General features: G+C 73.3%; 13 protein-coding genes. 8 read left to right on the top strand and 5 right to left on the bottom strand.

What is annotated here, in order from left to right; translation table 11 throughout:
* A partial coding sequence (locus ABZ885_RS26030; protein WP_360193224.1) for a LysR family transcriptional regulator occupies positions 1–635 on the bottom strand: 635 nt, incomplete at its 3' end.
* Positions 636–758: 123 nt separating this feature from the next.
* Here ABZ885_RS26030 and ABZ885_RS26025 point away from each other — a divergent pair.
* From ABZ885_RS26025 to ABZ885_RS26015, 3 genes are all read left to right on the top strand, one after another.
* The gene (locus ABZ885_RS26025; RefSeq protein WP_360193221.1) at positions 759–1,625 is read left to right on the top strand and encodes an oxidoreductase; all 867 of its coding nucleotides are present in this window, start codon (positions 759–761) and stop codon (positions 1,623–1,625) included.
* 179 nt (positions 1,626–1,804) lie between these two features.
* Positions 1,805–3,028, top strand: coding sequence for a beta-ketoacyl-ACP synthase II (locus tag ABZ885_RS26020; protein ID WP_360193218.1), 1,224 nt, complete (start codon positions 1,805–1,807; stop codon positions 3,026–3,028).
* A gap of 117 nt (positions 3,029–3,145) precedes the next feature.
* A complete protein-coding gene (locus tag ABZ885_RS26015; RefSeq protein WP_360193216.1) occupies positions 3,146–3,625 on the top strand; it encodes a GNAT family N-acetyltransferase in 480 nt (159 codons plus the stop codon).
* A gap of 118 nt (positions 3,626–3,743) precedes the next feature.
* Here ABZ885_RS26015 and ABZ885_RS26010 read toward each other — a convergent pair whose 3' ends face one another.
* Both ABZ885_RS26010 and ABZ885_RS26005 read right to left on the bottom strand, forming a co-directional pair.
* The gene (locus ABZ885_RS26010; RefSeq protein ID WP_360193213.1) at positions 3,744–4,334 is read right to left on the bottom strand and encodes a hypothetical protein; all 591 of its coding nucleotides are present in this window, start codon (positions 4,332–4,334) and stop codon (positions 3,744–3,746) included.
* 179 nt (positions 4,335–4,513) lie between these two features.
* Positions 4,514–5,116: an NAD(P)H-dependent oxidoreductase gene (locus ABZ885_RS26005; RefSeq protein ID WP_360193210.1), complete on the bottom strand. Its 603-nt coding sequence runs from the start codon at positions 5,114–5,116 to the stop codon at positions 4,514–4,516.
* 254 nt (positions 5,117–5,370) lie between these two features.
* Between ABZ885_RS26005 and ABZ885_RS26000 the strand changes: the two genes are divergently transcribed.
* On the top strand, positions 5,371–5,865 hold the full coding sequence (locus ABZ885_RS26000; RefSeq protein ID WP_360193208.1) for a peptidylprolyl isomerase: 495 nt from the start codon (positions 5,371–5,373) through the stop codon (positions 5,863–5,865).
* A gap of 83 nt (positions 5,866–5,948) precedes the next feature.
* On the opposite strand, the gene ABZ885_RS25995 is transcribed toward ABZ885_RS26000, so the two are convergent.
* Positions 5,949–7,352: an LCP family protein gene (locus tag ABZ885_RS25995; protein WP_360193205.1), complete on the bottom strand. Its 1,404-nt coding sequence runs from the start codon at positions 7,350–7,352 to the stop codon at positions 5,949–5,951.
* A gap of 216 nt (positions 7,353–7,568) precedes the next feature.
* Here ABZ885_RS25995 and ABZ885_RS25990 point away from each other — a divergent pair, with 216 nt between their 5' ends.
* The 4 genes from ABZ885_RS25990 (at position 7,569) to ABZ885_RS25975 (ending at position 12,076) form a co-directional block, all read left to right on the top strand.
* On the top strand, positions 7,569–7,655 hold the full coding sequence (locus ABZ885_RS25990) for a putative leader peptide (RefSeq protein WP_352297720.1): 87 nt from the start codon (positions 7,569–7,571) through the stop codon (positions 7,653–7,655).
* Between the two features lie 165 nt (positions 7,656–7,820).
* Positions 7,821–8,375, top strand: a complete 555-nt coding sequence (gene ssuE / locus ABZ885_RS25985) for an NADPH-dependent FMN reductase (protein WP_360193202.1) — start codon at positions 7,821–7,823, stop codon at positions 8,373–8,375.
* Positions 8,376–8,695: 320 nt separating this feature from the next.
* On the top strand, positions 8,696–9,484 hold the full coding sequence (locus ABZ885_RS25980) for an ABC transporter ATP-binding protein (protein WP_360193199.1): 789 nt from the start codon (positions 8,696–8,698) through the stop codon (positions 9,482–9,484).
* An 18-nt stretch (positions 9,485–9,502) separates the two neighbouring features.
* Positions 9,503–12,076: an FtsX-like permease family protein gene (locus ABZ885_RS25975; RefSeq protein WP_360193196.1), complete on the top strand. Its 2,574-nt coding sequence runs from the start codon at positions 9,503–9,505 to the stop codon at positions 12,074–12,076.
* Positions 12,077–12,147: 71 nt separating this feature from the next.
* Here the strand turns inward: ABZ885_RS25975 and ABZ885_RS25970 are convergent.
* The coding region (locus ABZ885_RS25970; RefSeq protein WP_360193193.1) for a LytR C-terminal domain-containing protein at positions 12,148–12,616 on the bottom strand (469 nt) is incomplete at its 5' end.

Genomic DNA, 12,616 nt, shown 5'->3' with positions numbered 1-12,616 from the left:
ACCACGGACTCGTCGACCTTCGTGGTCTTCGGGTCGTCGGCGCACGGCGCCCAGGCGATCTGCTGCCCGTAGAACGCCTTGAGCGCCGGGTCGGCACCCGCCCGCCCGGCCAGCCGGTGGCCGGCCGGCAGCCCGGCGATCCGCGGCTCGGTGTGGACGGTCTCGGCGTGCAGCCCGGTGAGGTCGGCGGGCAGCCAGACGAAGGCGACGTCCACCCGGCCGTCGCGCAGCGCCTCGGCCTCCTGGCCCCAGTCGAAGCGCTTCGGTTCGACCCGTACGCCCGGGTGCCGGCGGGCGAACTCGGCGCGCGCCCGGGTCGTCAACTCGCCCGCGCCGCTGGCCTCGAAGCCGACCCGCAGCACCCCGCTCGCCGCCCGCCGGTGCCGCTCGGCGGCGGCCGTGATCCGCTCGGCCTGGGCGACGGTGCGGCGGGCCTCGGCGACCACGTCGCGCCCGGCCGCGGTGGCGCTGACCCCGCCCGAGTGGCGGTCGAAGAGGCGGACGCCCAGTTCGGTCTCCAGGTTCCGCAGGGCGTACGAGAGGGCGGGCTGGCTGACGTACAGGCGGGTGGCGGCCCGGCCGAGATTGCCCTCGTCGGCGATCGCGATCAGGTAGCGCAGCTGGCGCAGCTCCATGCGGTGATCATAAAGCGCCCTTATCGATCGACCAGGCTTCTGTCTTGGACGCTCCCGGGGGCCGGGCAGAAGCATGGGGGGTGTCAACGTCCATGACTTTCAAGGAAAGACGGGGAACCTCGGATGACCGGCACCTCTGGGCAGAAGCACGCGACCGGCCGGGTCTGGCTGATCACCGGCGCCAACTCCGGCTTCGGCCGGGCCATCGCGGAGGCCGCGCTGGCCGCCGGCGACACCGTGGTGGCGGCCGCCCGCCGCCCCGGCACCCTGGACGACCTGGCCGCCGCCCACCCCGACCGGGTCGTCCCGGTCCGGCTGGACGTCACCGACCAGGCCGCGATCGCCGCCGTGGTGGCGGACACCCTGCTCTGGCACGGGCGGATCGACGTCCTGGTGAACAACGCCGGCCGCGGTCTGATCGGCGCCGTCGAGGAGTACACCGACCGCGAGCTGCGGGAGTTGATGGAGCTGCACTTCTTCGGCCCGGCCGCGCTCACCCGCGCCGTCCTGCCGCACATGCGGGCCCAGGGCTCGGGTGCCGTCGTCCAGCTGAGCAGCATGGGCGGGCGGTTCTCCTTCCCCGGTGTGGGTGCGTACTCGGCGACCAAGTTCGCGCTGGAGGGGCTCTCCGAGGCGCTGGCCCAGGAGGTCGCCCAGTTCGGCATCAAGGTGCTGATCGTCGAGCCCGGCGCCTTCCGCACCTCCTTCGCCGGTGCGGGCGCGCTCGCCCAGGCGGCCGCCATCCCGGCGTACGACGCGGTGGTCGGCCCGGTCCGTACCGGGCTGCCGGAGAGCGACGGCAGGCAGCCCGGCGACCCGGCCAAGGCCGCCGCCGCGATCCTGGCCGCCCTGGACGCCGAGCGGACCCCGCTGCGGCTCGCCCTCGGGAACGACGCCGTCGACGCGATCCTCGGCAATCTCGACGCCGCCGGCCAGGAGCTCCGGGACTGGGAGAAGCTCGGCCGGAGCACCGACCTCGACGCCGAGTGACCCGGTCGAACCTGGTGGAAGTCCACAAGGATGCGCTCCTCGAATCGGTTGGCTTACACACCTGATTGACCATCACTGTCCTGGCAGAGTGGCCGAGGGGGCGGCGGCTCCTCGTGCCCACCGGCACGGGGGGTTGTGTCCATTCCACAATCTCCACAACAGCCAGGGGGTTTTCTTCGATGAGTGTCGACAACAGCGGAGTGCTGGTCACCGGACTCGGCGCGACCACGCCGCTCGGCGGGGACGTCGCCTCCACCTGGGCCGGGATGCTGGCCGGCGAGTCGGGCATCCGCGCGATCGAGGAGGACTGGGCGGGCGGGCTGCCGGTCCGGATCGCCGGCCGGCTCAAGGTCGAGCCGTCCGAGGTGCTGGACCGGGTGCAGGCCCGGCGGATGGACCGCTGCGAGCAGGTGGCGCTGATCGCCGCCCGCCAGGCCTGGGCCGACGCCGGGGCGCCCGAGGTGGACCCGGAACGGCTGGCCGTGGTGATCGGCACCGGCACCGGCGGCGCGCTCACCCTGCTCGGCCAGGACGACGTGCTGGAGGCCTCCGGCGTGCGGAAGGTCTCCCCGCACACCGTGCCGATGCTGATGGCGAACGGTCCCGCCGCCTGGGTCTCCATCGAACTGGGCGCGCGGGCCGGCGCACACACCCCGGTGAGCGCCTGCGCGTCCGGTGCCGAGGCGATCGCGATGGGCCTGGACCTGATCCGGCTCGGCCGGGCCGACGTGGTGGTGGCCGGCGGCGCCGAGGCGTGCATCTGCCCGCTGCCGATCGCCGGGTTCGCCCAGGCCAAGGCCCACTCGACCCGCAACGACGAGCCCGGGCGGGCGTCCCGGCCGTTCGACGCCGACCGGGACGGCTTCGTCATCGGCGAGGGCTCGGTGGTCGTCGTCCTGGAACGGGCCGGGTTCGCCGCCGCCCGCTCGGCGCGGGCGCACGCCACCCTGGCGGGCGCGGCCGTCACCTCGGACGCCCACCACATCACGGCGGCCGCGGCCGAGGGCCAGGTCCGGGCGATGCGCCGGGCGGTGGCCGAGGCCGGGCTCGCCCCGCGCGACATCGACCTGGTCCACGCGCACGCCACCTCGACCCCGCTGGGCGACCTGGTCGAGGCCGAGTCGGTCACCGATGCGATCGGCCTGCACCCGGCCGTGACCGCCACCAAGTCGATGACGGGCCACCTCTTCGGTGCGGCCGGCGCGGTCGGCGCGCTGGCCGCCGTCCTCGCCCTGCGCGACGGCGTCGTCCCGGCCACCCGCAACCTGGAGACCCTCGACCCGGCGGTGAAGCTGGACGTGGTGGCCGGCGTCCCGCGGCACGGCGCGCTGACCGCGGCCCTCACCAACTCCTTCGGATTCGGCGGGCACAACGCGTCCCTGGTCTTCACCCCGGCTCCGTGAGCCGGGCAGGGCGGCAGGGGTGCAACGCCGGGGAGGCCGGGCAGGACCGCGCGCCGACCCCGGTGACCAGGCAAAACCCGGGCGACAGGGGCGAACCGGCTGACTAGGGTGGCCGGCATGCCCACCTCGTTGCGCCTCGAACCCGTCACCCCCGCCACCATCGACGCCGCGCTGGCCCTGAAGGTCCGGCCGGACCAGGAGGGGCTGGTGGCCCCGGTGGTCAAGTCGCTGGCCGAGGCCTACGCGTACGGCGAGACGGCCTGGCCCCGGCTGGTCCTCGACGGCGACCGGCTGGTCGGCTTCGTCATGGCGTTCTTCGACGTCACCTTCTATCCGGACCAGCCGGAGGACCGGCCCCGCTCCGGTCTCTGGCGGCTCAACATCGCCGCCGACGCGCAGGGCGGGGGCTACGGCCGCTTCGCGGTCGAGCAGGTCTGCGCCGAGATCCGCCGCCGCGGCGGCCGCCGGGCGACGGTCACCTACGTGCCCGGCGACGCCGGTCCGGCCGGCTTCTACGCCCGTCTGGGGTTCCGCCCCACCGGCGAGCTCAGCGGGGACCAGGAGGTCGCCGAGCTGGACCTCGGGGACGACGCCTGACACGTGACACCCGAGGCCTGACGTCAGGACGCCGTGACGCCTGACGTCAGGACGCCGCCCGGAGCGGGAAGCCGGCCCGGTCGGCCTCCTGCTCCCCGTCTCACGGGGAGGCCGCGGGTCAGGCGAGCCGGTACTTGGTGGCGGTGACGCCCCGGAGCTGGCTGCAGTCGGTGTTGCTGGTGGTGGAGTTGAACGTCCAGCCGTTGGGGACGCTGCAGACCCACAGGCCGCTCGCAGGCACCCGGAGGCGGAAGGTGGTGGACGTGACGCCGGACATCTGGCTGCAGCCGGAGGTGCTGGTGACCTGGTCGTACGTCCAGCCCGGGTTGGTGGTGCAGGCGGTCATCCCGTCGACCGGGACGCGCAGCCGGTACGTCGTGGTCGGGGTGCGGCCCAGCTGGTCGCAGCCGGTGGTGCCGGTGACCTGGTCGTAGACGAAACCGGGCACGGTGCTGCAGGCGGTCATCCAGTCCGTCGGGGTGCGCAGGTGGAAGGACGGGCCCGTCCAGCGGCCCGAGCCGCAGGCGCTGGTCTGCTGGACCGCGTCGTAGACGTACCCGGACGGGACGCTGCACGCCCAGGTGTTGTCCAGACCGGTGGTGGCGTTGGTGGCGGCCGTTGCCACGGTGGCGCCGGAGAGCGGCAGGGTGAGGGCGGCGGCCGTGGCCAGGGCGAAGCGGGCGGTGCGGGCGGAGCGTGCGGCGGACATGGGTCTCCCAAGGATGATCGGTGGCCTGAGGTCGCACGGGAACGCGGGCGGGCAACGGTGGTTGGCGGCCCGCCGTCGGTTCTAGCACGGACGGCCGGCCCGTCACCCGGGTGTACCGGCCGGGTCGGTCGGTACGGCGCGCGCCGTCCAACCGCGGGCGCGCCCGGCGTACGCCCGGCTCAGTCGATCAGCGCAGACGCCTCCTCCCGCGCCTGGCGTAGCCACTGTGCGCGGGTGTCCGCCGACGAGTCCGTCACCGTCCGGAAGACGACCCGGCGGACGTCCTCCACGCCCACGTACGGCAGGACGCAGGCCGCCCAGATCCGCTGCAACGGGTCGCCGAACTCGCCGTGCTCGCGCGCCTCCGGGGTGTCGGAGGTGTTCAGCACCAGCGCCCGGCCGGCCCGGAGCAGCCCGGCCGGCTCGCCGTCCGCGGTGCCGAGCTTGTACGCCACCCCGGGGGCCATGACGCGCTGCACCCACCCGGCGAGGACGGCCGGCGGCATGCCCCACCAGTTCGGGTGGACCAGGACCAGCGCGTCGAGGGTGGCCACCTCCGCCCGGTGCAGGGCCAGTTGCGGGTCGGCGGACTCGTCGGCCGGGTCGACCGTCCCGGTCTCCCCGGCGGTCAGCTCCGGTGCGAACCCCTCCGCGTACAGGTCGTGCGCGAGCACCTCGCAACCGCGCCCGCGCAGTTCGTCCACCACGGCCTCGAACAGCGCGTGGTTGAAGCTCCCCGGCTTCGGGTGTGCCAGGTAGACCCCGACCCGCCGTGCACCCATGTCCCGTTCCCTCGGTCAGTTGGTGCTGGTGATCCTAGGGTCCCTCGTGGGCCGGCCGCCCGGTGGCGCCGGAGGCCACCGCCCGCCCGGTCCGCGGACCCGGGCCCGGGCGGGAGGGGAAGGCGCCGAGGGCTGTCCGGCCGGCCCGCGTGCCCGTCGGCCGCGGGTACTCCGCGCGCGGACCCGATAGCGGCGTGTGACGGGTGTCCGGGGTGCGTCGCGCACCGGGCGCCACGGCATGCCATGATCCCTGTATGGGTTCCAACGTTTACTTCGACATCACCATCAACGACGAGCCGGCCGGCCGGATCGTCTTCACGCTGTTCGACGACATCGTCCCGAAGACCGCGCAGAACTTCCGCGAGCTGGCCACCGGCCAGCACGGTTTCGGCTACAAGGGCTCGTCCTTCCACCGCGTGATCCCGAGCTTCATGCTGCAGGGCGGTGACTTCACCCGCGGTGACGGCACCGGCGGCAAGAGCATCTACGGCGAGAAGTTCGCGGACGAGAACTTCCAGGTCAAGCACACCAAGCCGGGCCAGCTCTCGATGGCCAACGCGGGCCGCAACACCAACGGCTCGCAGTTCTTCATCACCACCATCGCGACCGACTGGCTGGACGGCAAGCACGTCGTCTTCGGCGAGGTCGTCGACGGCATGGACCTGGTGAAGAAGATCGAGTCGCTCGGCTCGCAGAGCGGCCGCACCAAGGCGAAGATCACCATCGCCGACTCGGGCATCGTGGAGTAATTCCACCGCCTCCGGCGCACCGCGGAGCAGGAAGTCGGCCCGGCCGACTTCCTGCTCCGCGGCGTTTGCGCGGGTCGCGGGCGTTACTTCGTGCTCGGAACCGCGGTGTCGTTCTTGAACGCCTCGAAGACCTGCTTGGCCTTGGCGCTGTCCCACTTCACCGCGGACTCGCCGGTGCTGGTCCGGAAGTCCGGGTCGGCGATCGGGACGGTGATGCTCTTGCCGCTGCCGCCGTTGACGTCCTTCATGGCGAGGAAGAGCGAGCCGAGGTCGGTCAGGCCGGCGTCCTCGTCGACGATCAGGGTGCCGAGGCCGGAGTCCACCAGCGGGTAGAAGGTGAACGGGTTGAGCACGGTGGCCGGCGACGCGGCCTGCTTGGCCAGCGCGCCGAGGAACTTCTGCTGGTTGCGCATCCGGCCGAGGTCCTGGTCGGCCATCTGGTGCCGCTGGCGCACGAAGGCCAGCGCCTGGGTGCCGGTGAGGGTCTGGCAGCCGGCCTTGAGGTCGAGGCCGGAGTCCTTGTCCTTGACGTCCTGCTCGATGCACATGTCCACGCCGCCGACCGAGTCGACGATGCCGACGAACCCGGCGAAGCCGATCTCCGCGTAGTGGTCGATGCGGATGCCGGTGTTCAGCTCGACGGTCTGCGCGAGCAGCTTGCCGCCGCCCGACGCGAAGGCCGAGTTGATCTTCGAAGTGGTCGCCTTGACGGTCTTCCCGTTGTCGCCCGCGTGCTCGGGGATCGGCACCCACGAGTCGCGCGGGATGCTCATCAGGGTGTTCCCGTTGTCCCCGATGTGCAGGACCATCATCGAGTCGCTGCGCTTGCCGCCCGCATGACCGGTGTGGAGGTCCTCCTCCTGCGAGTCGGAGAGCCCGTTGCGGCTGTCCGAGCCGACGATCAGCCAGTTGGTGCCCTTGCCGGCGGCCGGACGGCCCGGGTAGTCGGTGAGCACGTTCTCGTGGTTGAGCTTGGAGTCGGCCCAGAACCAGGTCGAGACGGCGGTGACCATCATCACGGTCAGCACGCCGAACACCGACCACTTCACGATCCGGCGCTTCGGCCAGCGCGACGGGCTCGCGGCGGAGGGCGGCTCGGTGCCGCCCGGGGCTATCGGCCCGCCCGGCGCACCGGGAGCGCCGGCCGGACCGCCCGGCCCCTGCGGCGGCACCCCGGGCCGGCCCGGCTGCCCGTACGGCTGCGGCTGCCCGTAGTCCTGCGGGGCCCCGTAGCCCTGCGAGGGCCCGAAGCCCTGCTGGCCGGAGCCCGGCTGCCCGGACGGCTGGGGCTGCCCGTACCCCTGCTCCTGCGGAGCGGGCCGGCGCGGCGCCGGGGCGCCCGGTCCGCGCGGGTTCAGCGAAGCCGGCAGCGGCGGTTCGGCCGCCGTACCGCCCCCGCTACGCCCGTACGCGCCGCCGCCGCCGTTGCCGCTGCCGCCGTAGGGGTTCCCGCCGCCGCCCGGGCGGCCCTCCTGCCACGTGTTCATGTGGGAGAGGATGCCCGACGCCGGGCGCGGTGACTCCCCCCGGGGCCCCCACCAGGCCGCTTGTAGCCGTTTTGATGCACGCGCCGGATCGTTCCGCCGCAAGTTCGCGGGACCTTCGCGGGACCCTCGCGGGGCCGCGCCCGCCCCGCCGGCCGTCCCACCCCTTGTTTCACCAGCCGGAACGATTCTTGACCGGCCGGAACGCTGCGTGTTTGCATGACCGCCATGGATCAGCGATGGACCCTCACGCGTCGGCGGCACGTCGACCTCCAGCGTGTGTCCTGTTCGCTCTGTCGTGGCTGACGTTCGCCCGAAGAACCCTCCGCTCCTCCTCCCCGACGCCGGCGCAGCTCCCCGCCCGCTGCCGTGACGCGGCCGCCGCACCGCCGTTCCCGCTCCAGCGCCCTCCCGCTCCGGCACCGCCCCCGCCCCGGCGCCGTCCCGCTTCCCGCCCCAGAGGTGAACTCCATGGCCACCGTGCTGTCCGTTTCCGGCTCCCCGTCCGCGACCTCCCGTACCACCCGCCTGCTGCGCCACGTCGACGCGCAGCTGGAGGCCCGCGGCCACCACGTCGTCCCGTTCGAGGCGCGCAGCCTGCCCGCGCACGCCCTGCTCTCGGCGGACTTCTCGCACCCCGAGATCGCCGCCGCCGCCGACCTGTTCGCCCGGGCGGACGGCGTCGTCATCGGCACCCCGGTCTACAAGGCCGCGTACTCGGGCCTGCTGAAGACCCTGCTGGACGTGCTGCCGCAGCGCGCCCTGACCGGCAAGGCCGTCCTGCCGCTGGCCACCGGCGGCTCCACCGCGCACGTGCTGGCGGTGGACTACGCGCTCCGCCCGGTGCTCAGCTCGATGGGCGCCGGCCACGTCACCCAGGGCTGGTTCGTGCTCGACCGCCACATCACCGTCCGGGAGGACGGCGGCACCGCGATCGAGCGCGAGACGGACGTGCTGCTGACCCCGGTGGTCGAGGCGTTCGCGAGCGCGGTGGAGCGGCTCGCGGTGCCCGCGCTCACCGGCTGACGGGGCCGCGGGTCCGGCCCGTACGGGCCGACCCCGAGACGGGTGGCGGCTACCCCTAGGGGGAGGGGTGCCGCGCCCCGTACAACTACGGTTGAGGCGCTTCATCCCGGCGGATGACGAGGGAACGCGCCGCCGCTCCTAACGTGGATCACATCCCCGCCAGTCCGAAGAGGGTCCGGTTCGACCGGGTCGGCAGCCCGGTACGCCGGAGAGGGTGGGGCCGACTCCCGGTCGAGGACCGCCTCCTGAACCCGTCGTGGCACAGGAGCGGGCGACGTGGCCGGGGGCCGACGGGTGGGCCCACTTCTTAGGAGACTTCAGTGACGACGGCAGCAGCAGCCGTGTACGACCCCCAGATTCCCGGCGGCGCCGGTGCCGTCGCCGCCTCGGCGCGGCAGGTGACCAAGGCCTACGGCAGCGGCGAGACGAGAGTCACCGCGCTGGATGCGGTGGACGTGGACATCCAGCGCGGCCGGTTCACCGCGATCATGGGCCCTTCGGGCTCCGGCAAGTCGACCCTGATGCACTGCCTGGCCGGCCTGGACACCGTGACCGAGGGCCGGATCTGGATCGGCGACACCGAGATCACCGGCCTCAAGGACAAGCAGCTCACCAAGTTGCGCCGGGACAAGATCGGCTTCATCTTCCAGGCGTTCAACCTGCTCCCGACGCTGAACGCGCTGGAGAACATCACGCTCCCGATGGACATCGCCGGCCGCAGGCCGGACGCCGCCTGGCTCGACCAGGTGGTCGAGACCGTCGGCCTGGCCGGCCGGCTCAAGCACCGCCCGACCCAGCTCTCCGGCGGCCAGCAGCAGCGCGTCGCGGTGGCCCGGGCGCTGGCCGCCCGCCCCGAGATCATCTTCGGGGACGAGCCCACCGGGAACCTCGACTCCCGGGCGGGCGCCGAGGTGCTCACCTTCCTGCGCCGCTCGGTGGACGAGCTGGGCCAGACCATCGTCATGGTCACCCACGACCCGGTCGCCGCCGGCTACGCGGACCGCGTGCTCTTCCTCGCCGACGGCGTGATCGTCGACGAGATGCACGCCCCCACCGCCGACTCCGTCCTCGAGCGCATGCGCCGTTTCGACGGCAAGCGCACCAGCTGAGCGGGCGGACCCAGGACCATGCTGCTCAAGACGTCACTTCGGAGCTTCTTCGCCCACAAGGGGCGGATGGCGCTCTCCCTGATCGCGGTCGTGCTCTCGGTCGCGTTCGTGTCCGGCACGCTGGTGTTCTCCAACACCGCCACCAGCACCTTCGACCGGCTGTTCGCCTCGACCGCCTCGGACATCTCCGTCCAGCCGCCCAAGGCCGGACTGGAGGACGAGGACGACGGGCCGCAGGCCACCGTCCCGACCCTGCCGGCCGGGACCGTCGAGAAGGTCGCCGCGACCACCGGTGTGAAGCAGGCCCTCGGGCAGGTCTTCGTCTCCAACGCCGTGCTGGTCAACCCGGTCACCAACAAGCAGATCGGCCCGACCGGCGGCGCCCCGACGCTGACCGGGAACTGGACCGACACCCCGCGCAACTCGGTCGAGATCACCAGCGGCCACGTGCCGCAGGGCGCCGACCAGGTCGTGCTGGACGCCGACACGGCGAAGAAGGCGAAGCTCGGCCTCGGCGACAAGCTGCGCGTCATCACCGCCACCAACGGCACCCACGACTTCTCGATCGCCGGCATCGCCACCTTCAAGACCACCAACCCGGGTGCGGCGCTGGCCTTCCTGGACACCCCGACGGCGCAGCGGGACCTGCTCGGCAAGGCCGAGTTCACCTCGGTCGAGGTCTTCGGCGACGGCAGCCGCAGCAACGAGCAGCTCAAGGCCGACGCGCTCGGCACGCTGGGCGGCGGCTACCAGGTGAAGACCGCGGCCGAGCAGAAGGAGGAGAACAACAAGAGCGTCGGCTCCTTCCTCAACTTCATGAAGTACGCGATGCTCGGCTTCGCCGGCATCTCGCTGCTGGTCGGCGGCTTCCTGATCATCAACACCTTCTCCATGCTGGTCGCCCAGCGCACCCGGGAGATCGGCCTGCTCCGCGCCATCGGCGGCAGCCGGAGGCAGGTCAACCGCTCGGTGCTGGTGGAGGCGCTGATCCTCGGCCTGCTCGGCTCGACGCTGGGCCTCGGCGCCGGCCTCGGCCTGGCCACCGGCCTGATCCAGCTGATGAAGGCCGTCGGCATGAACCTGAGCGCGACCGACCTGCAGATCGGGCTGAACGTGCCCGTCGCGGCGTACGCGGTCGGCATCGTGATCACCGTGCTGGCGGCCTGGATCCCGGCCCGCCGGGCGAGCCGGATCGCGCCGATGGCCGCCCTGCGCGACCACGGCACCCCGGCCGAGGCGCGCTCCAACCTGGTCCGCACCGTGACCGGCCTCGTCCTGACCGCGGCCGGCGGCGGCCTGCTGGCGCTCGCCGCGGGCGCCGACAAGGCGGCCACCGGCGGCCAGTACCTCGGCCTCGGCGTGCTGCTCACGCTGGTCGGGTTCGTCGTCCTCGGCCCGCTGCTGGCCACCACGGTGGTCCGGGTGCTCGGCGCGCTGCTGCCGGCCGTGTTCGGCCCGTCCGGCAAGCTCGCCCAGCGCAACGCGATGCGCAACCCGCGGCGGACCGGCGCCACCGCCGCCGCGCTGATGATCGGCCTGGCGCTGGTGATCGGTGCCTCGGTCTTCACCTCCTCGGTGGTCAAGTCCACCAACGAGCAGATCGACAAGTCGGTCGGCGCGGACTACGTCGTCTCCAGCAGCCAGGGGATCATCGGCGACGCGATGGTCCAGGCGGCGCAGCGCACCCCGGGCGTGGAGCACGTCACCGAGCAGAAGGGTCTGCGCGGGGTGGTCACCGGGCCGGACGGGAAGGCCGTGAAGACGCGGCTCTCCGCGGTGTCGGCGCACTTCACCGACGACTTCCGGCTGCCGGTCCGGTCCGGCGCGGTGGAGTCGCTGAAGCAGGGCTCGCTGGTGGTCGCCGAGGACTTCGCCAAGGAGCACGGCCTCAAGGTCGGCGACCAGGTGAAGATCGACTACGGCCAGGGCCGGACCCAGTCCGTGCCGGTCGGGGTCGTGACGTCCAAGGGCGACTCGCTCTTCAACGGTGCCACCTTCATCGCCATCGACACCGTGGCCAAGGCCGTCCCGGCCGCGGAGCTCCCGGCCGACGAGGTGGTCTACGGCAAGGCCGCGCCCGGCGCGGACGTCGCCAAGACGCTTGCCGCGCTGGAGGACTCGCTCAAGGACTACCCGCAGCTCAAGGTCCGGGACCAGGCCGGCTACAAGGACCTCGTCCAGGAGCAGGTCAACACCCTGCTCTACATGATCTACGGGCTGCTCGGCCTGGCGATCGTGGTCGCGGTGCTCGGCGTGGTCAACACCCTGGCGCTGTCGGTGGTCGAGCGGACCCGCGAGATCGGCCTGCTGCGGGCGATCGGGCTCTCCCGCCGCCAGCTGCGCCGGATGATCCGGCTGGAGTCCGTGGTCATCGCCCTGTTCGGCGCCGTCCTCGGCACCGTCCTCGGCCTGGCCTGGGGCGTCACCGGGCAGCAGGTGCTGAAGGACCAGGGGCTGGCGAGCCTGGCCGTGCCGGCCGGCACGATCGTCGCCACGCTGATCGCCTCGGTGGTCATCGGCCTGGTGGCGGCCCTCATCCCGGCCTTCCGGGCCGGGCGGATGAACGTCCTCGCGGCGATCGCGACGGACTGACCCCCGGATCGGGGGACCGGGGGACGGCATGGGCCGGGTGCGCGACAGCACCCGGCCCCTGCCGCGTCGTCTCACGGGCAGATGATGTCCGCCGCCGTCTCGGCCGTCACCGGTGGGGCGGAGGGGGCCGCGGCGGTGGGCGGCGGGGGAGCGGGGACGGCGGACGGGCCCTGCACCGCGGGGTGGTCGGTGCCCGCGTACACCTGGAGGGTCGGGCCGAGCCCCGGGACGGCCGTCTGCTCCGCGCCGGGCAGGGCGGCCGCCAGCGTCCGGGCCGACTCGGCCCAGCGCGGGTCGTAGCGGACCACCGTCCGGCCGGGCGGCGTCCCCGCCGGGGCGTTGGAGGGCACGCCGGTGGTGGCGAAGCCGGCCCGCCGCAGGTCGGCGTCGACCCGGGCGCCGAGCCCGGCCACCGCGGACGCGTTGAACACCTGGACGTGCACCTGCTCCGGCGGCACGGCGGGCGTCGGGACCGGGGACGCTGCCGAGGGTGCCGCGGAGGGTGCCGCCGGGGGCGTCGCGGCCGGTGCGGCCGGTGCG

Source organism: Kitasatospora sp. NPDC047058 (assembly GCF_040643935.1).
Lineage (GTDB): Bacteria > Actinomycetota > Actinomycetes > Streptomycetales > Streptomycetaceae > Kitasatospora.
The sequence above is the reverse complement of the archived record's forward strand: the minus strand, read 5'-3'. Positions and strand labels throughout refer to the sequence as shown.

Bases quoted from the DNA above. Each gene is read 5' to 3' on its own strand.
- ABZ885_RS26010 (WP_360193213.1), bottom strand. From the start codon at position 4,334: ATGTCCGCCGCACGCTCCGCCCGCACCGCCCGCTTCGCCCTGGCCACG.
- ABZ885_RS26005 (WP_360193210.1), bottom strand. From the start codon at position 5,116: ATGGGTGCACGGCGGGTCGGGGTCTACCTGGCACACCCGAAGCCGGGG.
- ABZ885_RS26000 (WP_360193208.1), top strand. From the start codon at position 5,371: ATGGGTTCCAACGTTTACTTCGACATCACCATCAACGACGAGCCGGCC.
- ABZ885_RS26020 (WP_360193218.1), top strand. From the start codon at position 1,805: ATGAGTGTCGACAACAGCGGAGTGCTGGTCACCGGACTCGGCGCGACC.
- ABZ885_RS25975 (WP_360193196.1), top strand. From the start codon at position 9,503: ATGCTGCTCAAGACGTCACTTCGGAGCTTCTTCGCCCACAAGGGGCGG.
- ABZ885_RS26025 (WP_360193221.1), top strand. From the start codon at position 759: ATGACCGGCACCTCTGGGCAGAAGCACGCGACCGGCCGGGTCTGGCTG.
- ABZ885_RS25990 (WP_352297720.1), top strand. From the start codon at position 7,569: ATGACCGCCATGGATCAGCGATGGACCCTCACGCGTCGGCGGCACGTC.
- ssuE (WP_360193202.1), top strand. From the start codon at position 7,821: ATGGCCACCGTGCTGTCCGTTTCCGGCTCCCCGTCCGCGACCTCCCGT.
- ABZ885_RS25995 (WP_360193205.1), bottom strand. From the start codon at position 7,352: ATGAACACGTGGCAGGAGGGCCGCCCGGGCGGCGGCGGGAACCCCTAC.
- ABZ885_RS26015 (WP_360193216.1), top strand. From the start codon at position 3,146: ATGCCCACCTCGTTGCGCCTCGAACCCGTCACCCCCGCCACCATCGAC.